14 protein-coding genes are annotated in these 22596 nt (G+C 63.9%); 4 read left to right on the top strand and 10 right to left on the bottom strand.

Features of this window, described 5'->3' with window-relative positions; translation table 11 throughout:
* Nucleotides 1–39 precede the first annotated feature (39 nt).
* The 4 genes from lpdA to typA all read right to left on the bottom strand — a co-directional run bounded on the left by lpdA (nt 40) and on the right by typA (nt 8128).
* On the bottom strand, nt 40–1470 hold the full coding sequence (gene lpdA / locus AB3X86_RS27785; RefSeq protein ID WP_368598485.1) for a dihydrolipoyl dehydrogenase: 1431 nt from the start codon (nt 1468–1470) through the stop codon (nt 40–42).
* 139 nt (nt 1471–1609) lie between these two features.
* Nucleotides 1610–2890: a 2-oxoglutarate dehydrogenase complex dihydrolipoyllysine-residue succinyltransferase gene (odhB, locus tag AB3X86_RS27780; RefSeq protein WP_368598484.1), complete on the bottom strand. Its 1281-nt coding sequence runs from the start codon at nt 2888–2890 to the stop codon at nt 1610–1612.
* Between the two features lie 141 nt (nt 2891–3031).
* Entirely contained in the window at nt 3032–5893 is a 2862-nt protein-coding gene (locus tag AB3X86_RS27775; RefSeq protein ID WP_368598483.1) for a 2-oxoglutarate dehydrogenase E1 component, read from the bottom strand.
* Nucleotides 5894–6298: 405 nt separating this feature from the next.
* On the bottom strand, nt 6299–8128 hold the full coding sequence (gene typA, locus AB3X86_RS27770; protein ID WP_176108910.1) for a translational GTPase TypA: 1830 nt from the start codon (nt 8126–8128) through the stop codon (nt 6299–6301).
* A gap of 326 nt (nt 8129–8454) precedes the next feature.
* Between typA and AB3X86_RS27765 the strand changes: the two genes are divergently transcribed.
* The 4 genes from AB3X86_RS27765 to AB3X86_RS27750 all read left to right on the top strand — a co-directional run bounded on the left by AB3X86_RS27765 (nt 8455) and on the right by AB3X86_RS27750 (nt 13465).
* Nucleotides 8455–8970, top strand: a complete 516-nt coding sequence (locus tag AB3X86_RS27765; RefSeq protein ID WP_176108911.1) for a MarR family winged helix-turn-helix transcriptional regulator — start codon at nt 8455–8457, stop codon at nt 8968–8970.
* Nucleotides 8971–9022: 52 nt separating this feature from the next.
* A complete protein-coding gene (locus AB3X86_RS27760; protein WP_368598482.1) occupies nt 9023–10543 on the top strand; it encodes an efflux transporter outer membrane subunit in 1521 nt (506 codons plus the stop codon).
* Between the two features lie 83 nt (nt 10544–10626).
* The gene (locus AB3X86_RS27755; protein ID WP_176108913.1) at nt 10627–11868 is read left to right on the top strand and encodes an EmrA/EmrK family multidrug efflux transporter periplasmic adaptor subunit; all 1242 of its coding nucleotides are present in this window, start codon (nt 10627–10629) and stop codon (nt 11866–11868) included.
* A gap of 34 nt (nt 11869–11902) precedes the next feature.
* Nucleotides 11903–13465, top strand: a complete 1563-nt coding sequence (locus tag AB3X86_RS27750; protein WP_368582705.1) for a DHA2 family efflux MFS transporter permease subunit — start codon at nt 11903–11905, stop codon at nt 13463–13465.
* Nucleotides 13466–13587: 122 nt separating this feature from the next.
* On the opposite strand, the gene truB is transcribed toward AB3X86_RS27750, so the two are convergent.
* From truB to rluB, 6 genes are all read right to left on the bottom strand, one after another.
* Nucleotides 13588–14523, bottom strand: a complete 936-nt coding sequence (gene truB, locus AB3X86_RS27745; protein WP_368598481.1) for a tRNA pseudouridine(55) synthase TruB — start codon at nt 14521–14523, stop codon at nt 13588–13590.
* Nucleotides 14524–14601: 78 nt separating this feature from the next.
* Nucleotides 14602–14967, bottom strand: coding sequence for a 30S ribosome-binding factor RbfA (rbfA, locus tag AB3X86_RS27740; protein WP_008922231.1), 366 nt, complete (start codon nt 14965–14967; stop codon nt 14602–14604).
* A 220-nt stretch (nt 14968–15187) separates the two neighbouring features.
* Nucleotides 15188–18115, bottom strand: a complete 2928-nt coding sequence (gene infB / locus AB3X86_RS27735; RefSeq protein WP_368598480.1) for a translation initiation factor IF-2 — start codon at nt 18113–18115, stop codon at nt 15188–15190.
* Nucleotides 18116–18209: 94 nt separating this feature from the next.
* Nucleotides 18210–19685 carry a transcription termination factor NusA gene (gene nusA, locus AB3X86_RS27730; protein ID WP_368598479.1) on the bottom strand — a complete coding sequence of 492 codons (1476 nt, stop codon included), beginning with the start codon at nt 19683–19685 and terminating at the stop codon, nt 18210–18212.
* Nucleotides 19682–20140: a ribosome maturation factor RimP gene (rimP, locus tag AB3X86_RS27725; protein WP_368598478.1), complete on the bottom strand. Its 459-nt coding sequence runs from the start codon at nt 20138–20140 to the stop codon at nt 19682–19684. The genes nusA and rimP overlap by 4 nt, the downstream gene beginning before the upstream one ends.
* Nucleotides 20141–20764: 624 nt before the next feature.
* Nucleotides 20765–22534 carry a 23S rRNA pseudouridine(2605) synthase RluB gene (gene rluB / locus AB3X86_RS27720; RefSeq protein ID WP_368598477.1) on the bottom strand — a complete coding sequence of 590 codons (1770 nt, stop codon included), beginning with the start codon at nt 22532–22534 and terminating at the stop codon, nt 20765–20767.
* Between the last annotated feature and the right edge of the window lie 62 nt (nt 22535–22596).

The raw sequence follows: 22596 nt of genomic DNA, 5'->3' as shown, positions 1-22596 counted from the left end.
TGGTGATACCAAGGTTGCGTTTCGCTCAGGCGTGCGCGCTTACATGTTCAGTGCGCGCTTGTCGACGGCGAGTGCCGCTTCGCGCATGACTTCCGACAGCGACGGATGCGGATGGCAAATACGGCCGATGTCTTCAGAGGCCGCCTTGAACTCCATCGCCACCACGGCTTCCGCGATCAGGTCCGATGCGTTTGCCGAGATGATGTGCACGCCGAGCAGTTCGTCGGTCTTCGCGTCAGCGATCATCTTGACGAAACCGTCCGCCTTGTTGATGCCGAGCGCGCGGCCGTTCGCCATGAACGGGAACTGGCCAGTCTTGATCTCGCGGCCTTCGGCCTTCAGCTGCTGCTCGGTCTTGCCGACCCACGCGATTTCCGGCTCGGTGTAGATCACCCACGGAACGCAGTTGTAGTCGATGTGCGGCTTCTGGCCGTCGATCACTTCCGCGACCATCACGCCTTCGTCTTCAGCCTTGTGCGCGAGCATCGGGCCACGCACCACGTCGCCGATCGCGTACACGTTCGGCACGGCCGTCGCGCAGTGGTCGTCCACGTCGATGAAGCCGCGCTCGTTGGCCTTCAGGCCGATCGATTCGAGGCCGAGGTTGTCGGTGTTCGGCACGCGGCCGACCGACACGATCAGGCGGTCGGCTTCGAGCGTCTGCGCGTTGCCGTCCTTATCCGTATAGGCGATCGTCACGCCGTTCTCGCTAGTCTTCACTTCGCCGACCTTGACGCCGACGTGGATGTCGAGACCCTGCTTCTTGAACTGCTTGGCCGCTTCCTTCGACAGCGCCTGGTCAGCCGAACCGAGGAACTCCGGCAGCGCTTCGAGCACCGTCACGTCAGCGCCGAGACGGCGCCACACCGAGCCGAGCTCCAGACCGATCACGCCTGCGCCGATCACGGCGAGCTTCTTCGGTGCCGTGTCGAACGACAGTGCGCCTTCGTTGTCGGCGATCAGCTTGTTGTCGACCGGGATGCCCGGCAGATGACGCGCCTTCGAACCCGTCGCGATGATTACGTTCTTCGCGGTGACGACTTCGGTTTCACCCTCGCCGCTCACTTCGATCTGCACGCCGGCGCCGGTCTTGCCGGTGAACTTGCCGTGGCCCTTCAGCCACGTGATCTTGTTCTTGCGGAACAGGAATTCGATGCCCTTGGTCATCTTCTCGACGATGCCGTCCTTGCGGGCCATCATCTTCGAGATATCGACCGAGACGTTATCCACCGAGATGCCGTGGTCGGCGAGATGATGCGACGCGTTTTCAAACTCTTCCGACGACGCGAGCAGCGCCTTCGACGGAATGCAGCCGACGTTAAGGCAGGTGCCGCCGAGCTTCAGCGCGCCGGCCGGGTTCTTCCACTTTTCGATACATGCGACGGTCTTGCCGAGTTGCGCTGCGCGGATGGCGGCGATGTAACCGCCAGGGCCTGCACCGATCACGACGACGTCAAATTCTTTGGACATGACAATCCCTTTGATAGCGGAACGGCGCCGGACCACCCAAGGTGGCGCGCGCCGTTCCTGTACTGCGGAATGCGAGATACGTACTGACTAGATGGCGCCGGTTTGCGGATTCACAAGCCGGCGCGGTCCGAGCGGGCGCTTACAGGTCGAGCAGCAGACGTGCCGGATCTTCCAGCGCGTCCTTCATCGCGACCAGCGACAGCACGGCTTCGCGGCCGTCGATGATCCGGTGGTCGTACGACAGCGCGAGGTAGTTCATCGGGCGGATCACGATCTGGCCGTTTTCGACCACAGCGCGTTCCTTGGTGGCGTGCACGCCGAGAATCGCGGACTGCGGCGGGTTGATGATCGGGGTCGACAGCATCGAGCCGAACACGCCGCCGTTCGAGATCGAGAACGTACCGCCGGTCATTTCTTCGATCGACAGCTTGCCGTCCTTCGCCTTCTGGCCGAATTCGGCGATCTTCTTCTCGATGTCGGCGAGGCTCAGCTGATCCGCGTTGCGCAGGATCGGCACCACCAGACCGCGCGGCGAACCGACCGCGATACCGATGTCGAAGTAGCCGTGATAGACGATGTCGTTACCGTCGATCGACGCGTTCACGAGGGGGAACTTCTTCAGCGCATGAACAGCCGCCTTCACGAAGAACGACATGAAGCCGAGCTTCACGCCGTGTTCCTTCTCGAACTTGTCCTTGTACTTGTTGCGCAGATCCATGACCGGCGCCATGTTCACTTCGTTGAACGTCGTGAGGATGGCGTTGGTTTGCTGCGACTCGAGCAGACGCTCGGCGATACGAGCACGCAGACGCGACATCGGCACGCGCTGTTCCGGACGGTCCTTCAACCACTGGTCGGCCGATGCCGGAGCCTTGACGTCCGGCAGCGACGGCTTGGCAGCCTTCGGTGCGGCAGCCGGAGCCGGTGCAGCCTTGGCAGCCGGTACGCCTGCGCTCAGCACGTCGCCCTTGGTGATGCGGCCGTCGCGGCCCGTGCCGGCGACGTCGCCAGCGGCCAGACCCTTCTCGGCCATCAGCTTGCCGGCAGCCGGCGAAGCTGCGGTGTTCGAGCCTGTTGCGGCGGCAGCCGCAGTTGTCGACTGCGCCGCCGGCGCGGGAGCCGCTGCGGCGACCGGAGCCGGCTTCACTTCGGCTTCGACAGCGGCGGCGCCTGCGGTGCCTTCGGTGTCGATCTTCGCGATCACCTGGTCCGCCGTGACCGTGTCGCCGTCGTTCGAGATGACTTGCGCGAGCACGCCTGCTGCCGGAGCCGGCACTTCGAGCACGACCTTGTCGGTCTCGATTTCGATGAGGATTTCGTCCTGAGCGACAGCCTCGCCGGGCTTCTTCTTCCACTGCAGCATGGTCGCTTCCGAGACCGACTCGGAGAGCTGGGGAACCTTGACTTCAACAATAGCCATTATGAGTATCCTGAATACGTATCGGGTGACGGCGCTTCATCGCGACCGCCTGCGAACCACGAGCGCCGCGCCTGAATCTCATGGGATCGTTCGGCGCGGCGCGGGAAAACGCACTGCGTTCTCCCGGGCTCGTCTGTTTCTTTACTTGGCGATCGACGCGCTCTTGAGGCGGGCGAAGGCGCCTTCGACCAGCGCCTTCTGCTGCTCGTAGTGCTTCGCGTAGTAGCCCACCGCAGGCGAAGCCGAAGCCGGACGGCCGCTGTACGCCAGCTTCTGCCCTTCCTTCATGCCTTCCTTCAGATGGTGCTCGATGTAGAACCACGGGCCCTGATTCTGCGGCTCGTCCTGCACCCACACCACTTCGGTTGCGTTGTCGTACTTCTTCATTTCCGCTTCGAACTGCTTGTGAGCGAACGGATACAGCTGCTCGATACGGACGATCGCGACGTCGTTCACCTTCGCTTCGCGGCGATGCGCGACCAGGTCGTAGTACACGCGGCCCGAGCAGACCAGCACGCGCTTGACCTTCTTCGCGTCGATGGTTTCGTCCACTTCGCCGATCACCGGCTGGAACGAACCCTTCGCGAGTTCCGACAGATCCGACACGGCTTCCTTGTGACGCAGCAGCGACTTCGGCGTTGCGACGATCAGCGGCTTGCGGAACAGACGGATCATCTGGCGACGCAGCAGGTGGAAGATCTGCGCCGGCGTGGTCGGCTGTACGACCTGCATGTTGTGGTCTGCGCACAGTTGCAGGAAACGCTCGATACGCGCCGACGAGTGCTCCGGACCCTGGCCTTCGTAGCCATGCGGCAGCAGCATCGTCAGGCCCGACACGCGGCCCCACTTCACTTCGCCCGACGAGATGAACTGGTCGATTACGACCTGCGCGCCGTTCACGAAGTCGCCGAACTGCGCTTCCCACGCGACGAACGTATTCGGTTCAGCGGTCGAGTAACCGTATTCGAAGCCAAGCACCGCTTCTTCCGACAGCACCGAGTCGATCACCGTGAACTTCGCCTGACCTTCGGCGATGTTCTGCAGCGGCACGTAGGTGCCGTCGTTCCAGCGCTCGCGGTTCTGGTCGTGCAGCACCGCGTGACGGTGCGTGAACGTGCCGCGGCCCGAATCCTGGCCGGTCAGACGAACTGCGTAGCCCGATGCGACCAGCGATGCGAACGCGAGGTGCTCGCCCATGCCCCAGTCGAGCTTCGCTTCGCCGCGGCCCATCGCGCGACGGTCGTTGATCACGCGCTCGACGAGCGGGTGAACCTTGAAGTTTTCCGGAATCGTGGTGATGCGCTCGGCGAGGCGCTTCAGTTCCGCGAGCGGCACGGCCGTGTCGGCCGCGTCGGTCCACTTGCGGTTCAGGAACGGCACCCAGTCCACCGCGTACTTGCTCTTGTAGTTCGAGAGCACCGGGTCGACTGTGTGATGGCCTTCGTCCATTGCCTTGCGGTAGGCCTTGACGAATTCATCGCCTTCGTCGGCCTTGATCACGCCCTGCTGAACGAGCTTTTCAGCGTACAGCGCGCGCGTGCCCGGGTGCTTCGAGATCGTCTTGTACATCAGCGGCTGCGTGACCGCCGGGGTGTCCTGCTCGTTGTGGCCGAGCTTGCGGAAGCAGACGATGTCGACGACGACGTCCTTGTGGAACTGCATGCGGAAGTCGATCGCCATCTGGATGGCCAGCACGACCGCTTCGGGATCGTCACCGTTCACGTGCAGCACCGGCGCTTCGATCATCTTGACGACGTCCGAGCAGTACAACGTGGAGCGCGAATCGCGCGGATCCGACGTCGTGAAGCCGATCTGGTTGTTGATGACGATGTGCAGCGTGCCGTGCGTGCCATAACCGCGCGTTTGCGCGAGGTTCAGCGTTTCCATCACGACGCCCTGGCCTGCGAACGCCGCGTCGCCGTGGATCTGCACCGGCAGCACCTGGACGCCGTTTTCGTCGCCGCGGCGGTCCATACGGGCCTTCGCCGAGCCCTCGACCACCGGGTTGACGATTTCGAGGTGCGACGGGTTGAACGCGAGCGACAGGTGAACCGGACCGCCTTCGGTCGCGACGTCTGACGAGAAGCCCTTGTGGTACTTCACGTCGCCGGCCGGCAGATCGTCGACGTGCTTGCCTTCGAATTCGGCGAACAGGTCGGCCGGCATCTTGCCGAGCGTATTGACCAGCACGTTCAGACGGCCACGGTGAGCCATCGCGATGACGATTTCCTGAACGCCGCGCAGACCGCCGTGACGCACGACTTCGTCCATCGCCGCGATGAAGCTCTCGCCGCCTTCGAGCGAGAAGCGCTTCTGGCCGACGTACTTGGTGTGCAGGAAACGCTCGAGGCCTTCGGCGGCCGTCAGGCGGTTCAGGATGTGCTTCTTTTTGTCGTTGCTGAAGTTCGGCGTCGAACGGATCGATTCGAGGCGTTCCTTCCACCAGCGCTTCTGTTCCGGATCGCTGATGTACATGTACTCGGCGCCGATCGTGCCGCAGTACGTGTCGCGCAGGGCTTTGACGATCTCGCGCAGCGTCGCGCGCTCGAACCCGAAGTACAGATTCGTTGCGCTGAACTCCTGGTCCATGTCGGCTTCGGTGAAGTCGTAGAACGCGGGCTCAAGCTCGGGGATCGCGGGACGTTCGCGGCGCTTCAGAGGATCGAGATTGGCCCATTGCGAGCCGAGGAAGCGATATGCGCCGATGAGGGATTGGACGTAAACCTGTTTGCGGGCGGTTGCGAGATCTTCGCCGCCGGTAGTTGCGCGCGGCAGGAAGGCATTGGCCTTGGCGCGCTGTGCAAAGGATTCGACGATCGGGCCGTGGGCCACGTCGTTGGCGTTGCTGCCATCCGATGCAGGCACGTTCTGCAACGCATCGAAATAGCTGCGCCAGGTCTCGGGCACTGACGCCGGATTATCGAGATACGCTTCGTACATTTCTTCAACGTACGGAGCATTGCCGCCGAACAGATAAGAGTTCGACTGGAATTGCTTCATCATTTTTACGCTCACCTTTCTTCGAGTTTCTCGAGAAATAGCGGGTTACAGAACCTTCCGCGACACGGCCTGACCGTTTAGCGGATTGCGCGAATCAAGTCTTGCTTGGAAGGACCTAAAACTTTGCACCCGGGAGCATAGCACAGAACGAATAGCCCAGATAGCGGACAGCACACGCGGGAAAGCCTGTGATGGCGGGCGTTTCGCGGGTAACGGGGTGCTTCTTCACAGCGAGCAATAGTGTTCTGTGGAAATTGAGAAGGCGAATCGCGCAATAGGTGTCTACACCTGTGGCGCCCGGAAAGTGCCGGGCATGATGCAGCGCCACAAGTGTCGATGCGCCGAAAACGAAAGAGCCACCCGAAGGTGGCTTCCGTTTCCTGCTATCCAAACGGATTCGAAACCCGCTTATTCGCCGGCAACCTTGTTGCGGCTCGCGCTGCGGCGCTCATGTTCCTTCAGGTAGCGCTTGCGCAGACGGATCGACTTCGGCGTGACTTCGACCAGTTCGTCGTCGTCGATGAACTCGACCGCGTATTCGAGCGACAGCTGAACCGGCGGCACGAGACGCACGGCTTCATCGGTGCCCGACGCGCGCACGTTGGTGAGCTGCTTGCCCTTGATCGGGTTCACGACGAGGTCGTTGTCGCGGCTGTGAATGCCGATGATCATGCCTTCATACAGCGCCTCGCCCGGCGACACGAACATGCGGCCGCGATCCTGCAGCTTCCACAGTGCGTACGCGACTGCCGCGCCGTCGTCCTGCGAGATCAGCACGCCGTTGCGGCGCTCGCCGACCGCGCCTTCCTTGACCGGCTGGTATGAATCGAACGTGTGGCTCATCAGACCCGTGCCGCGCGTCAGCGTGAGGAATTCCGACTGGAAGCCGATCAGACCACGTGCCGAAATACGGTACTCGAGACGCGTGCGGCCACGGCCGTCCGACGCCATGTCGAGCATTTCGCCCTTGCGGCGGCCGAGCTCTTCCATCACGCCGCCCTGGTGGGTGTCCTCCATGTCGACGGTCAGGTTTTCGTACGGCTCGTGCTTCTCGCCGTTGATTTCCTGCATCACGACTCGCGGACGCGACACGGCCAGCTCGTAGCCTTCGCGGCGCATGTTTTCGACCAGAATGGTCAGGTGCAGCTCACCGCGGCCTGCCACTTCGAACGTGGTTTCGTCGCCGGTATCGCGCACGCGCAGCGCGACGTTGTGGTTCAGCTCTTTCATCAGGCGATCGCGAATCTGACGGCTGGTGACGAACTTGCCTTCGCGGCCCGCGAGCGGCGACGAGTTGACGAGGAAGTTCATCGTCAGCGTGGGTTCGTCGACGGTGATCATCGGCAGCGCTTCCGGCTGCTCCGGCGAGCAGATCGTCACGCCGATGCCGACTTCCTCGATACCGTTGATCAGCACGATGTCGCCGGCTTCAGCCGAATCGACCTGGACGCGATCGAGGCCCTTGAACGACAGCACCTGGTTGATCTTGCGATTGAGGATTTCGCCTTCAGGGCCCGAGCGCACCGCGACGGCCATGCCCGGCTTGATGCGGCCGCGCGTGATACGGCCAATGCCGATACGGCCGACGTACGACGAGTAGTCGAGCGACGTGATCTGCAGTTGCAGCGGACCTTCCGGGTCGGCCGGGCGCACCGGCACGTGCTGAAGGATCGCCTCGAACAGCGGACGCATGTCGCCGTCGCGCACGTCAGGCGTAAGACCCGCATAGCCGTTCAGCCCCGATGCGTAGACGATCGGGAAGTCGAGCTGCTCTTCGCTCGCGCCGAGCTTGTCGAACAGGTCGAAGGTCTGGTTGATCACCCAGTCGACCCGCGCGCCCGGACGGTCGACCTTGTTGATCACGACGATCGGCTTCAGGCCGAGCGCGAGCGCCTTCTTCGTGACGAAGCGGGTTTGCGGCATCGGGCCTTCCACCGCGTCGACGAGCAGCAGCACCGAGTCGACCATGGACAGCACGCGCTCCACTTCGCCGCCGAAGTCGGCGTGCCCCGGCGTGTCGACAATATTGATGTGCGTGCCTTCGTACTCCACCGCGCAGTTCTTCGACAGGATCGTGATGCCGCGCTCTTTTTCGATGTCGTTCGAGTCCATCACGCGCTCGGCGATCTGCTGGTTCTCGCGGAACGTGGCGGTCTGACGGAGGAGCTGATCGACGAGCGTGGTCTTGCCGTGGTCGACGTGAGCAATGATGGCGATGTTGCGTAGGGCGCGGGTCATAGGAAACCTGAAGACGGTTGAGTGCGCCGCTTGCTTATGCTGCTGGTTGAGGAGCCAAACCACGACAACAAGCCCAAAGCGCACTTTTGGGAACCCAAAATTATAGCACGCGCGGATGATCCTTTCTGGTATTCCCCGATAGACCGTACGCCCTCCGCGTCCCCGCTGACTTCGCGAATACCGCGTCGCCCGCGCCCTACGCCGTTCCGTACGGCATCTTACTTGAGCAGGAAATAATCCTTGCCTAAGCTGTATTTACGCTTGTCGTGTCAATCAACAGCCAGCTATACTAATGCCTAGTCAACCATTGCAATCGCACGAGAATCATGACGGAGCCGTCCAACGAACCCACGCCGGATCTCAGCGAGTATCAACTCGGCGAAAGCGTCGGTTATCTCATCTCGCGGGTGAAATCGACTCTGCACAATCTGGTTACGCAGCGCAGCATGGCCGAACTCGGCATCACTAGCCAGCAAGGCAGCATCCTGTTCATGGTGGCGAGCGGCAAATGCCTGCTCGCGGCCGAGTTGGCGCGTGAATATGGTATCGACGCAAGCGCCGTCACGCGCCTGATCGACCGGCTCGAAAAGCGCGGCCTGCTCACGCGGGTGCGCAGTAACGAAGACCGGCGCGTCGTGCGCCTCGCGTTGACGCCGGAAGGCAATGCGATCGCGGCCCGCATGCCGGCAATTTTCAACGGCGTGCTCGATACCCTGCTGAACGGGTTCACCCCGGAGGAAGTGGGCTTCCTGAAGAGCATGCTGCGCCGCGTGCTCGCCAATTCCGGCGAACACACGGGACTTTCCCGCGATGCCTCAAGCCATCCCGATAATAAATCGTAATAGCTTGCTTGCTGCGTCCATCAATACATTCCACTCAAAGAAGAGTCGAGCGATGAAATCCCTTTCCCTGTCCGCGCCCGCGCTGTCGAGCCGGGCTGCTGTCGCCGCCGCGGTGACGGCGCTCGCCCTCACAGGCTGCGCGAACTACTTCGGCGTCAAGAGCGACAAGCAGATCGCCTCGCCGACGCAGTATGAGTCGACGCAGAGTCTGCCCAACGAGGGCGGCCAGTGGCCATCGCTCGACTGGGCCAACCAGTTCGGGGACCCGCAACTGCCGAAGCTGATCGCGGAAGCGCTCGAGGGCAGCCCGTCGATCGCCCAGGCGCAGGCGCGGCTCGCGAAGGCTTCGTCGTATATCGAAAGCTCGCGTTCGGCGCTGTTCCCGAAGGCCGAACTAAGCTATTCGTGGACCCGCGAACTGTACTCGGCGAACGCCCTCTTCCCGCCTCCGTTCGGCGGCAGCTGGTTTAGCGAGAACAACGTGCTCGCGAGCGCGTCGTGGGATCTCGACCTGTGGGGCAAGAATCGTCAGCGCCTCGGCCAGGCCGTGTCGCAGCAGAAAGCCGCCGAAGCCGACATGCAGCAGGCGCGCGTGACGCTCGCCGCGTCGGTCGCGAGCACCTACAACCAGCTCGCGCAGCTGTACGCGTTCCGCGACATCGCCGCGCGTGAAATCGCGAACCGCCAGGACGTCGGCCGTATCACGGATAACCGCGTGAAGGCCGGTCTCGACACCAACGTCGAGAAGCAGACCGCCGCCGGCAACATCGCGACGAGCCAGTCGAACCTGACCGACCTCGACGGCCAGATCACCGTCGTGCGCTACCAGTTGGGCGCGCTGCTCGGCAAAGGCCCGGACCGGGGCCTGCAGATCGACAAGCCGGTGCTCACCGGCGGCAACGTGGTCGCGCTGCCGGACAACATCCCGGCCGACCTGGTGGCGCGTCGCGCGGACATCGTCGCCGCGCGCTGGCAGGTCGAAGCCGCCATGCACGACGTGAAGGAAGCGAAAGCCGAGTTCTACCCGGACGTGAATCTCGCGGCCGGCTTCGGCTTCGACGCCTTCGGCTGGGGCCGTTTCCTGACCTCGTCGAGCCGTCAGATCCAGTTCGGCCCAGCGATCCATTTGCCGCTCTTCGACGCCGGCGCGTTGCGCGCGCAGTTGAAGGGCCGTTACGCCGACTTCGAGGGCGACGTCGCGAACTACAACCAGACGCTGATCAACGCGCTGCAGGACGTGTCCACGCAGGTGTCGTCGATCCGCTCGATCGACCGCCAGGAAGGCGACGCCCAGCGCGCGCTCGAGGCGTCGAGCAAGGCGTACCAGCTCGCCGTGATCCGCTATAAGGCCGGCCTGTCGCCGCAACTGCAGGTGCTGACCGCGGACGACAACCGCCTCGCCGCCGAGCAGACGGTCACCGGTCTGCAGATGCGCCGCCGCAGTCTGCAGATCGGCCTGATCAAGGCACTGGGCGGCGGCTTCGACGCGACCCAGACCGGTCTCGTTGTGCCGACCGATGCTCCCGCATCGGCCAACGCCGCGAACCACGCCACGAGCACCGCCGCGAACTGAGCGAGACCGCCCGCGCCAACCCACACGCATACACACGAACACCCGAATAAACGACGACGTTCAAAAGAACCCGGAGCACATCAATGAGCACCCCCCAGCAGCCCGCCACTCCACCGCAAGCGGCCAACAACGGCAAACGCAAGCGCATGATGACGCTGCTCGTCATCGTGATCCTGATTGCCGCGGTCGCGTACGGCCTGTACTACTTCCTCGACGCACGCTTCCATGAAGACACCGACGACGCCTACGTGAGCGGCAACGTCGTGCAGATCACGCCGCAGGTCACGGGCACCGTGATCGCGGTCAATGCGGACGACACCCAGGTCGTCAAGGCCGGCGACCCGCTCGTCGTGCTCGACCCGGCCGACGCGCGCGTCGCGCTCGAACAGGCCGAGGCCAATCTTGCGCAGGTAGTGCGCCAGGTTCGTGGCCTGTTCGCCGACGACAGCCAGTACGAAGCGCGGGTCGCAGCGAGCCAGGCCGACCTGTCGCGCGCCCAGGACGACCTGAAGCGCCGGATGACGGTGGCGCAGACCGGCGCGGTATCGCAGGAAGAAATCTCGCACGCACGCGACGCCGTGAAGAGCGCACAAGCCGCGCTCGACGCCGCCAAACAGCAACTCGCGGCCAACCGCGCGCTGACCGCGAACACCACGATCGCCAATCACCCGAACGTGCAGGCCGCCGCCGCGAAGCTGCGCGACGCGTACCTGAACCACGCTCGCAATACGCTACCCGCGCCGGTCACCGGCTATGTCGCGAAACGCTCGGTGCAGGTCGGCCAGCGCGTATCGCCGGGCACGCCGCTGATGGCGATCGTGCCGCTGCACGACGTGTGGGTCGACGCGAACTTCAAGGAGGTGCAACTGAAGCACATGCGCATCGGCCAGCCGGTCGAACTGACGGCCGACGTCTACGGCTCGTCGGTGCCCTATCACGGCAAGGTGATCGGCTTCTCGGCCGGCACGGGCTCGGCGTTCTCGCTGCTGCCAGCGCAGAACGCGACCGGCAACTGGATCAAGGTCGTGCAGCGTCTGCCAGTGCGTATTTCACTCGATCCGCAGGAACTGGAGAAGCATCCGCTGCGTATCGGCCTGTCGATGCAGGCTGACGTGAACATCAAGGACGACACCGGCGGCCAGCTCGGTCAGGCGCCGTCCACGGCTTACCAGACCAACGTCTTCGACAAGTACGGCGCGGAAGCCGACGCGGAAATCGCGCGCATCATCGCGGAAAACGCTGGCCAGAACGCGAACGGCGGCGCGCAGAAGTCGACCGCGGCGAGCGCCGCGGCCGCCACGAAACCGGCGGCCCACAAGAGCTAAGGCTCCGCCCGACGATTCCTAGAAGGCTCTTTTAATGGCTCAGGCTCAGGCGCAAGTCCCTCACCCGCCGCTCGAGGGCGCGCAACTGGTGATCGGCACCATCGCGGTGTCGCTCGCCGTGTTCATGAACGTGCTGGACACGTCGATCGCCAACGTGTCGATACCGTCGATTTCCGGCGACCTCGGCGTGTCGTCCGACCAGGGCACTTGGGTGATCACGTCGTTCGCGGTGGCCAACGCGATCTCGGTACCGCTGACCGGCTGGCTCACCGACCGCATCGGCCAGGTGCGGCTGTTCATGGCGTCCATTGTGCTCTTCGTGCTGTCGTCATGGATGTGCGGGCTGTCGCCGAACCTGCCGTTCCTGCTCGCGTCACGCGTGCTGCAAGGCGCGGTGGCCGGCCCGATGATCCCGCTGTCGCAAACGCTGCTGCTCGCGAGCTATCCGCGCGCGAAGGCGCCAATGGCGCTATCGATGTGGGCGATGACCACGCTGATCGCGCCGGTTGCCGGTCCGATTCTCGGCGGCTGGATTTCCGACAACATCTCGTGGCCGTGGATCTTCTACGTCAACATTCCGGTCGGCGCGGTCGCGGCCGCCGCGACGTGGATGATCTTCCGTAACCGCGACTCGGTGATCAAGAAGGCGCCAATCGACGGCGTCGGCCTCGGTCTGCTGATCGTCTGGGTCGGCTCGCTTCAGGTCATGCTCGACAAGGGCAAGGATCTCGACTGGTTCTCGTCGACGACGATCGTCGTGCTAGCGCTCGTCGCGGTGATCGCGCTCGCGTTTTTCATCGTGTGGGAGCTGACGGCCGAGCATCCGGTGGTTGACCTGTCGCTGTTCAGCCGGCGTAACTTCACCGGCGGCACGATCGCGTTGTCGATCGGCTATGGGCTTTACTTCGGCAATCTCGTGCTGTTGCCGCTGTGGCTGCAGACCGATATCGGCTACACAGCGACCGAAGCGGGACTCGTGATGGCGCCCGTCGGCGTGTTCGCGATCCTGTTGTCGCCGATCACCGGCAAGGTGTTGCCGCGCACCGATCCGCGCTATATCGCGACGCTGTCGTTCCTGATTTTCGCGCTGTGTTTCTGGATGCGCTCGCGCTATACGACGGGCGTCGATACGTACTCACTGATGCTGCCGACGCTGATTCAGGGAATCGGCATGGCCGGCTTCTTCATTCCGCTCGTGTCGATCACGCTGTCGGGCTTGCCGGGCCATCGGATTCCGGCGGCCTCGGGGCTGTCGAACTTCGTGCGGATCATGTGCGGCGGTATCGGCACGTCGATTTTCCAGACCGCGTGGGATCACCGCACGATCATGCATCACGCACAACTGACCGAGCAGGCGAACGCTTACAACCCGGTGTTTGGTCAGTCGATTCATCAGATGGGCGCAGCGGGCCTGGATCAACAGCAGACCTATGGTCTCTTCAATACCATGGTCACGCAGCAGGCCGCGCAGCTCGGCGTGAACGATCTGTTCTTCATTTCGGCCGGTATTTTTGTCGCGCTGATCGCGCTGATCTGGATCACGCGGCCGGAACGGGCGGGCGGTGACTCGGGAGCGGCGGCGGCTGCGGCGCATTGAGTGGGTTGTTCGCGGTGTTGCTTGAGTTCGACCCGCTCCACTGTAGGGCATAAAAAAGCGGGATCGCACAATGGCGTTCCCGCTTTTTTATTGTCCGCGCCGTGCTGGCAAAACGGCGGCCTTTAGCTCTCCGTCGTCACGACCAGACGTTCGGGTGCGAGAACGCCTTCGCCCGGTTTCGCGACCCCCAGAAGCCGCCCTTGCGCCGAGTACACCCTCACGCGCGGGGCATTCACGGCATCGGCGGCGATCGTCAACGACGACAGCTTCAGGCGCTGGCCGTGCAAGAAGCGACGCGTGTCGTCGTCGTTCAGCGTGACCTGCGGGAACGTCGACAGCAACGCGTCGACCGGTTGCAGCCATGCGTCGCGTTCGAGCTCGGTCGCGGCGGACAAGGCGTCGAGCGTGACCGAATGATCGAGCGTCAGCGCGCCGACGCCCGTACGGCGCAGCGCGACCAGATGCGCGCCGCAGCCGAGCGCCTCGCCGATATCCTCGGCAAGCGTGCGCACGTACGTGCCCTTGCTGCACGTCACGCGAAACGTGACATCCGGCAGCGCGCACGCAATCGGCTCGAGCGCGTGAATCGTCACGTGCCGCCCTTCGCGCTCGACCGTTTGGCCGGCGCGCGCGTACTCATACAGCGGCTTGCCGTCGCGCTTGAGCGCCGAGTACATCGGCGGAACCTGAACGATCTCGCCGACGAATCTCGGCAAGGCCGCCCGCACCGCCGCTTCGTCGCAGTCGACGGCGCGGATGTCGAGCGCCTCGCCCTCGGCATCGCCGGTGGTCGTGCGGATGCCGAGGCGCATCGTGGCCTCGTAGGTCTTGTCGGCTTCGAGCAGGTCTTGCGAAAACTTGGTCGCCTCGCCGAAACACAGCGGCAGCAAGCCGGTAGCGAGCGGATCGAGCGTGCCGGTGTGGCCCGCCTTTTTCGCCAGATAGAGACGTTTCGCGCGAACCAGCGCGTCGTTGCTCGACAAGCCGAGCGGCTTGTCGAGGAGCAGCACGCCGTCGAGCGCGCGACGCGGCACGCGGGGGCGTTGAGGTGCGGTCATGTCGAGGGAGGCAGAACGTTCGGGAAACACGAAAAACGGCGCCGCGCGCTACATGGAACGCGACGGCATCGAAGACGCTCAGTCGTCTTTCGCGCGCGTGGAATTTGCCTCGTCGATCAACCGCGACATCTCCACGGCGCGCTCGATCGTCTTGTCGTAGTGGAAATGCAGCGTCGGCACCGTATGGATATGCAGGCGCTTGAACAGCAGATTGCGCAGATGGCCGGCCGCGTGCGTCAGCGCTTCGAGCGTCTGCTGCGGGTCGCCCGTCAGCGTCGTGAAGTAGACCTTTGCGTGCGCGTAGTCGGGTGTCAGCTCGACGCTCTGAAACGTGACGATGCCGATGCGCGGATCCTTGACCTCGCGCAGCAGCTCGGCCAGGTCGCGCTGGATCTGATCGGCGATCTGCACGTTGCGATTGGGAGTAGTACGTTTCTTAGGCATGGTGTTAAGTGCTCCGCTATAACGGATGCAAAAATTGGTTCGCGCGAGCCCTGTTCGTTATCCGTTCGATACAACGGCGTCGCACTCGCCGCGGCCAGCGAGAGTCCATTTGCGACGAACGCGACAACGAAGCCAGCGGCAAACTCGACGCAGCGGGCTCAAAAACAACGGGCGGAGCGGGCGTCAAGCCCGTTCCGCCCGTTGTGCCGTGTCGCGTGGATTACAGCGTACGCGCGACTTCGGTGACCTCGAAGACTTCGAACTGATCGCCTTCGACGATATCGTTGAAGTTCTTGATCGACATACCGCACTCGAAGCCCTGACGGACTTCCTTCACATCGTCCTTGAAGCGCTTGAGCGAATCGAGCTCGCCCGTGAAGATGACGACGTTGTTGCGCAGCACGCGCACCGACGACGAGCGCTTGACGAAACCGTCCGTGACCATACAGCCCGCCACCGTGCCGACCTTCGGTACCTTGAAGACCTGGCGCACTTCGACCGTGCCCGTCACGACTTCACGCTTCTCCGGCGCCAGCATGCCCGACATCGCCGCCTTCACGTCATCCACGGCGTCGTAGATGATGTTGTAGTAGCGGATATCGACGCCATTGGCTTCCGCGAGCTTGCGAGCCTGCGCATCCGCGCGGGTGTTGAAGCCGATGATGACCGCCTTCGACGCCGTCGCGAGGTTGACGTCCGACTCGCTGATGCCGCCGACCGCGCCATGCACGATCTGCACGCGCACTTCGTCGGTGGAGAGTTTCTGCAGCGACTGCACCAGCGCTTCCTGCGAACCCTGCACGTCGGCCTTGACGATGAGCGGCATGTACTGCACTTCGCCTTCGCCCATCTGCTCGAGCATGGTCTCGAGCTTCGCGGCCTGCTGCTTGGCGAGCTTGACGTCGCGGAACTTGCCCTGACGGAACAGCGCAACTTCACGCGCCTTGCGCTCGTCCGGCATCACGATCACTTCTTCGCCTGCCTGCGGCACTTCCGACAGACCCTGGATTTCGACCGGGATCGACGGACCCGCGGACTTGGTCGGCTTGCCGGTTTCGTCGAGCATGGCCCGCACGCGACCGTAGGCGCTGCCTGCCAGCACGACGTCGCCACGGTTCAGCGTACCTGACTGGACGAGGATCGTTGCAACCGGGCCCTTACCCTTGTCGAGCTTCGCTTCGATCACGAGGCCCTTGGCCGGCGATTCGACCGGTGCCTTCAATTCCAGCACTTCGGCCTGCAGCAGCACGTTTTCGAGCAGATCGTCGATGCCCGCGCCGGTCTTCGCCGACACCGGCACGAACGGCGAGTCGCCGCCGTATTCTTCCGGCACGACGCCTTCCGTGACGAGTTCCTGCTTCACGCGCTCAGGATTCGCTTCCGGCTTGTCGATCTTGTTGATCGCGACGACGAGCGGCACGCCGCCAGCCTTCGCGTGGGAGATCGCTTCCTTTGTCTGCGGCATCACGCCGTCGTCGGCGGCCACCACCAGAATCACGATGTCGGTCGCCTTCGCACCGCGGGCACGCATTGCCGTAAAGGCTTCGTGACCCGGCGTGTCGAGGAACGTGATCACGCCGCGCGGCGTGTCCACGTGGTAAGCGCCGATGTGCTGCGTAATACCGCCCGCTTCGCCTGCCGCAACCTTAGCGCGGCGGATGTAGTCGAGCAGCGAGGTCTTGCCGTGGTCGACGTGACCCATCACGGTAACGACCGGCGGACGCGGCAGCGCTTCGGCATCGCTCGCTTCGCCTTCGACCAGCATGGCTTCCGGATCGTCCAGCTTCGCCGCGAGCGCACGGTGGCCCAGTTCCTCGACGATGATCATCGCCGTTTCCTGGTCCAGCATCTGGTTGATCGTGACCATCTGGCCGAGCTTCATCATCACCTTGATGACTTCCGAAGCCTTCACCGCCATCTTGTGCGCGAGATCCGCCACCGTGATCGTTTCCGGCACGTGCACTTCACGCACGATTGGTTCGGTCGGCGCCTGGAACGTAGTGGTCTGCTCCTGATGCTTGCCACGACCCTTCGGACCGCCGCGCCAGCCGCGATCGACGCCGCCGCTCGAATCGCCACGCGTCTTGATGCCGCGGCGCTTCGCTGCGTCGTCCTGCCAGTTGCCGCCGCCCTTGCCGCCGGCGCCGGGCTTCTTCTTGTCGCCCGCGGACGGAGCGCTTGCGGGTGCCGGAGCCGCGGCTGCCGGCTTCCTGGCTGCCGGGCGAGCCGGTGCTTCGCCAGCCGGACGCGCCGGCTTGTGCAGCGTACCCTTGGCTTCGGCCGCCTTGGCCGGCTCAACGGGCTTCGGTGCCGGTTCCGGCGCCTTCACCTGCGCCTTGCGCGGCGTGTTCATCATTTCGCGAATCGCGCGCGCTTCGGCTTCGGCCGCGGCACGGCGCTTGGCGATTTCTTCCTGTTCGGCGCGCGCCTTTTCGGCAGCCACGCGCGCAGCGTCTTCCGCTTTCTTCGCAGCTTCGCGTTGCGCGGCGCGTTCCGCTGCCGCGCGTTCGTCGTCCTGCTCGCTTGCCTTCGCGGCAACCGGCGCAGCGGCTTGCGCCGCCGCCTGCTGAGCCTTCTCGCGAGCGGCCGCCTCGGCCACAGCCGCTGCGCGCTTCTTCGCTTCTTCTTCCGCGCGCTGACGCTCGGCTTCCGCAGCCTGCTCGCGCGCCTGGCGCTCGGCCTCTTCGCGCTCGAGCTGTTCCTGACGCGCCTTCAGCTCCTGCGCCTGCTTTTCCAGCAGCTCGGCTTCGTGACGTGCTTCTTCCTCACGACGCTGCAGTTCGAGATCTTCGACGTCCGCGCTTTCGGCCACATGATTCGATGCATCCCCGCCTTCCGCGACGGTCTCGTCGCGGCGGACGAACGTGCGCTTCTTGCGCACCTCGACCTGAATGGTGCGAGCTTTGCCCGTCGCATCGGACTGCTTGATCTCCGACGTATGCCGGCGCGTCAGCGTGATCTTGCGCTTGTCGGCATCGTTCGAGCCATGCGACTTGCGCAAGTGATCGAGCAGACGCGCCTTGTCCGCCTCGGACAGGTTGTCGTCTTCGCTCGCTTTCTGGACGCCCGCTGCCTGCAGCTGCTCGAGCAGCACGCCAGCAGGCATTTTCAGTTCCGCGGCAAATTGGGCTACGTTGTTACTCGCCATTCATTCCTCTTAATGCAAGGACCGATTCCTTGCGGTTAGCATCGGGTCATGCGGCCTCGCGGCCGCGTTCAATTCAGTGCGCCATGGTCATTTCTCACTGGAACCAGTGTTCACGTGCTTTCATGATCAACGCCTTAGCGGCATCCTCTCCCATCCCAGTCATCTCGACCAGTTCATCCACGGCCAGCTCGGCGAGTTCGTCGCGCGTCTGGATCTGATGTTCGGCCAGTTTCGCGAGCAGGTCGGCGTCCATGCCGTCCAGGCTCTTCAGGTCGAGCGCTACATTCTCAACCTTTTCTTCGTTCGCGATCGCCATCGTCAACAGCGCGTCGCGCGAGCGGTTGCGCAGTTCGTGAACGGTGTCTTCGTCGAATGCCTCGATTTCGAGCATTTCGTTGAGCGGCACGTAGGCGATCTCTTCCAGGCTCGTGAAGCCTTCGTCGATCAGGATGTCGGCGACTTCCTCGTCGACATCGAGACGCGCCATGAACAGGTCACGCAGGACGCCGCGCTCCTGATTCTGCTTCTGCGCAGATTCGTCCGGCGTCATGATGTTGATCTGCCAACCGGTGAGCTCGCTGGCAAGTCGCACGTTCTGGCCGCTGCGGCCGATCGCGACCGCGAGTTCGTTCTCGTCGACGACGACGTCCATCGAATGCTTTTCTTCATCGACGACGATCGACTGCACGGCTGCCGGCGCGAGCGCGCCGATCACGAACTGGGCGGGGTCTTCCGACCATAGCACGATGTCGACGTTTTCGCCACCGAGCTCGTTGCGCACTGCCTGCACACGCGAGCCGCGAATACCGACGCAGGTGCCGATCGGATCGATGCGCTTGTCATAAGCGATCACGCCGATCTTCGCGCGCACACCCGGATCGCGAGCCGCCGCCTTGATCTCGAGCAGGCCCTGCTCGATTTCCGGCACTTCCATCTCGAACAGCTTCATCAGGAATTCCGGCGCCGTACGCGACAGCTCGATCTGCGGACCACGCGCGGTGCGGTCGACCTTCGCGATATACGCGCGCACGCGGTCGCCCACGCGAAGGTTTTCCTTCGGGATCAGCTGGTCGCGGCGCAGCAGCGCTTCGACGCGGCCCGACTCGACGATGAAGTTGCCCTTGTCGAGGCGCTTCACGGAGCCGGTCATGATGTGTTCGCCGCGCTCGAGGAAGTCGTTCAGGATCTGCTCGCGCTCGGCATCGCGCACCTTCTGCAGGATCACCTGCTTGGCGGCCTGCGCGCCGATACGGCCGAATTCGATCGACGGCACCGGCTCCTCGATGAACTCGTCGAGCTGGATGTCGGGCTGCTGCTCGCGCGCCTCGAACAGCAGGATTTCCTGATCCGGCTCCTGCAGACCGGCTTCGTCCGGCACCACTTTCCAGCGGCGAAACGTTTCGTGCTCGCCGCTTTCACGGTCGATGTGGACGCGGATATCCGCATCTTCTTCGAAGAGTTTCTTGGAGGCCGAAGCGAGAGCCGCTTCGAGCGCGGCAAATACCACGTCCTTGTCGACATTCTTCTCGCGTGCCAGCGCATCCACCAGCATCAACACTTCGCGACTCATTGTTTGCGGCTCCTAAAGTCAACTTTCGGAACAAGGCGCGCCTTGTCCATGTCCGCGAGCGTGAAATCGAGCATCGCGGCGCCTTCTTTTCCTTCAAATTCCAGACCGATCGTCTCGCCCTGCGGAGCATGCAAAATACCCCGGTACGATTTCCGACCGTCCAATGGCTTTTTCAGTGTGATAACCGCTTCGCTGCCCGCGAAACGTTCAAAATCCGCCAGTTTTTTCAGCGGGCGGTCGAGACCGGGCGACGAAACTTCGAGCCGCTCGTAATCGATATTTTCGACCGTCAGAACGTGCTGGAGCTGACGCGTGACTTTCTCGCAGTCTTCGATTGCGATGCCGGCTGGCTGGTCGATATAGATACACATCATGCCGCGCCCGGTGCGCTCGAGATCGACGAGCTCGTAGCCGAGTCCCACGACCGTGGTTTCAATCAGTTCCGTCAGTTGCACAGTGCCCTCTTAGATGTTCGCGCAGCGAGCCTCGCCTCTTCTGCAAACAACCAATGCGGGCCGCGCGCCAAGCCGGCGCACGTTGGTGCGAACCCGAGATGCCGAACCACGATGAACTGAGCGGCAAAAAAAAATGGGCTGAACGCCCATCATCTTATTGCCGGTGGTCGCACCTGAGCCGCACATGAAACCGTACGCCCAGCGACTTCGCGATTGTAGCCATTTTTCGGCCCAAAGGCAATCTGCAGAACGACGGGCGATGCGCATTTCCGCTTGATTTGATAGGAATCTTTCGACAATGTGGCGGCAAATCCGCGGTTTTGTAAGGTCGCGCGATCTGTGCGGAAAGGGACCCGGACAGGTTACCGCAGCGCGTTGCGGTGAATCGTGCTTATGGCATTCGGCACCGTCTCGCACGGAGTTTGACGCATCGGAAAGCCGCTCGCTTGAACGCAGCAAAGGAGAGGCGGCATCAAACCGGCAAGAACAAAAAACGGCTCGTCCGGCAAGCACTCCGCATTGACGTGCGTCGCGTTTGCCGAACGAGCCGTCTGAAGCGGCCGTAACCTTGCAGGTCGTACCAACTGCACCGAAGGGTATGACAGCATCGGTACAGCGCCCCGCTTAACGGCCCCGCGAGCGACCGCGCGCCGTGCCACCACCACGATTCGCGCCACCTGGACCCGCGTTACCACCGGCGCGGTTGGTGTTGCCGCCACGATTGCCACCCGGCCCGCGATTGCCGCCGCTGTTGCCGGCCGGGCCAGCACGCTTGGCACCCGTGCGCGCACGATTGCCGTTGGGCGACGGCGCGCGATTGCCGTCGACGTCGCGGCCGCGCTGCCCCCCGCTGCCACGATTGCCTGCGCCGGCACCGAAACCAGCGCCGCTCCCCATGCCCGCGCCGAAGCCGCCGCCTGCCGCGCCGCGGCGGCCCTGGCCGCGCGGCTGCTGCTCGAAGCGGCTATGCGACATCAGCACTGGCTCGCGGCTGATGAAGCCCATCGACGTCTGCATCGGATCCGGCTGACGACGCTCCGGCGCCGCATTGCGGCTACCGCGTTCCTCGGTCGGCGCCTTCAGGCCGACCGAGGCCATCAGCGCGCGCACCTGATTGTCCTCGAGCTCTTCCCAGCGGCCGCGCTTCAGACCACGCGGCAGCGAGATCGGGCCATGACGCGTGCGGATCAGCCGGCTGACCATCAGGCCCGCCGCCTCGAACATGCGGCGCACTTCGCGATTCCGCCCTTCGGCGAGCGCGACGTGGTACCAGTGATTAGTGCCTTCGCCGCCGCCATCGCGGATGCGCAGGAAGTTCGCCGGGCCGTCCTCGAGTTCGACGCCGTGCAGCAGTTTCTGGCGCATACCCTCGGCCAGTTCGCCGACGACACGCACCGCATATTCGCGCTCGACGCTATAGCGCGGATGCATGAAGCGGTTCGCGAGATCGCCCGATGTGGTCAGCATCAGCAGACCTTCGGTGTTGAAGTCGAGGCGCCCGACCGCAACCCACTTGGCGGTTTTCATCGGCGGCAGCTTGTCGAACACCGATGGACGGCCTTCCGGGTCCGCGTGGCTGACGATTTCGCCGGTCGGTTTATGGTACAGCAGCACGCGCGGCGGCTTGCTGGCGAGCTTGCGCTTGACCGGCTTGCCGTTGATGCGGACCTGATCGGTCGGCATGATGCGCTGGCCGATGTGCGCCGGCTCGCCGTTCACCGACACGCGGCCGGCGATGATCAGCTCTTCCATGTCGCGGCGCGAGCCCATGCCCGCCTCGGCGAGCACCTTATGCAGCTTCGGCGCGTCATCATCGGGCGACAACACCCGCTTCGGGCCCGCTGCCTTGCCACGGCGCAACATCGGCGCGCGTACGCCGCCAGTCGTGGTGTTGTCGGCATCGAATGCAGGCGACGTCACGTACGAGAACAGATCGTCCTGAGCCGATTCGGTAGCCGCGGGTGCATCGGCGCCGCGTCGATTCTGGCGCTGGCCCTCACGTTGACCTTCGCGCGGCTGACGCTCGCGCTGGCCTTCGCGCGGCGCGCCCTCGCGCTTCGCCGCGCCGCCGGCATTGCGACGTCCGCCCTGTTTCGCGCCCGCGTCCTTGCGCGGTGCGCGCGCCTGGGCGCCAACCTCGCCGTCCGGCGGTGTTTCGGCGACGACCGGCGCGCCCTCGGCTGCCTTCGTCTTCGCGCCGGCGCGGCGACGCGCGATCAGGCTGCGCGGCCCGCGACGCAGACCGCGGCGGGGGCGCTCTTCGCCCTCTGCTTCCGCGCCGTGAGCCGGGCGCTCGCCCTCGCCTGCCGACGCTTGCGTAGTGCGTTCGTCGGTCCGCGCCGACGGCACGGGGCGCTCGGATTCGGACGAATCGGTGTCGTGGGTATGTGTCAAAACAACCTCAAAATGTCAGGTCGCGCGCGACCGTTGCGGGCGCGGCAAAAAAGTTCGGTTAC

The sequence above is a fragment of the Paraburkholderia sp. BR14374 genome, from assembly GCF_040948685.1.
Lineage (GTDB): Bacteria > Pseudomonadota > Gammaproteobacteria > Burkholderiales > Burkholderiaceae > Paraburkholderia > Paraburkholderia youngii.
Note: the sequence above shows the minus strand (reverse complement) of the source record. Positions and strands in the feature narration are given on the sequence as shown.

Coding starts and splice junctions, on each gene's coding strand:
- AB3X86_RS27755 (WP_176108913.1), top strand. CDS start 10,627: ATGAGCACCCCCCAGCAGCCCGCCACTCCACCGCAAGCGGCCAACAAC.
- AB3X86_RS27775 (WP_368598483.1), bottom strand. CDS start 5,893: ATGATGAAGCAATTCCAGTCGAACTCTTATCTGTTCGGCGGCAATGCT.
- AB3X86_RS27750 (WP_368582705.1), top strand. CDS start 11,903: ATGGCTCAGGCTCAGGCGCAAGTCCCTCACCCGCCGCTCGAGGGCGCG.
- truB (WP_368598481.1), bottom strand. CDS start 14,523: ATGACCGCACCTCAACGCCCCCGCGTGCCGCGTCGCGCGCTCGACGGC.
- AB3X86_RS27760 (WP_368598482.1), top strand. CDS start 9,023: ATGAAATCCCTTTCCCTGTCCGCGCCCGCGCTGTCGAGCCGGGCTGCT.
- infB (WP_368598480.1), bottom strand. CDS start 18,115: ATGGCGAGTAACAACGTAGCCCAATTTGCCGCGGAACTGAAAATGCCT.
- nusA (WP_368598479.1), bottom strand. CDS start 19,685: ATGAGTCGCGAAGTGTTGATGCTGGTGGATGCGCTGGCACGCGAGAAG.
- AB3X86_RS27765 (WP_176108911.1), top strand. CDS start 8,455: ATGACGGAGCCGTCCAACGAACCCACGCCGGATCTCAGCGAGTATCAA.
- typA (WP_176108910.1), bottom strand. CDS start 8,128: ATGACCCGCGCCCTACGCAACATCGCCATCATTGCTCACGTCGACCAC.
- lpdA (WP_368598485.1), bottom strand. CDS start 1,470: ATGTCCAAAGAATTTGACGTCGTCGTGATCGGTGCAGGCCCTGGCGGT.
- rbfA (WP_008922231.1), bottom strand. CDS start 14,967: ATGCCTAAGAAACGTACTACTCCCAATCGCAACGTGCAGATCGCCGAT.
- odhB (WP_368598484.1), bottom strand. CDS start 2,890: ATGGCTATTGTTGAAGTCAAGGTTCCCCAGCTCTCCGAGTCGGTCTCG.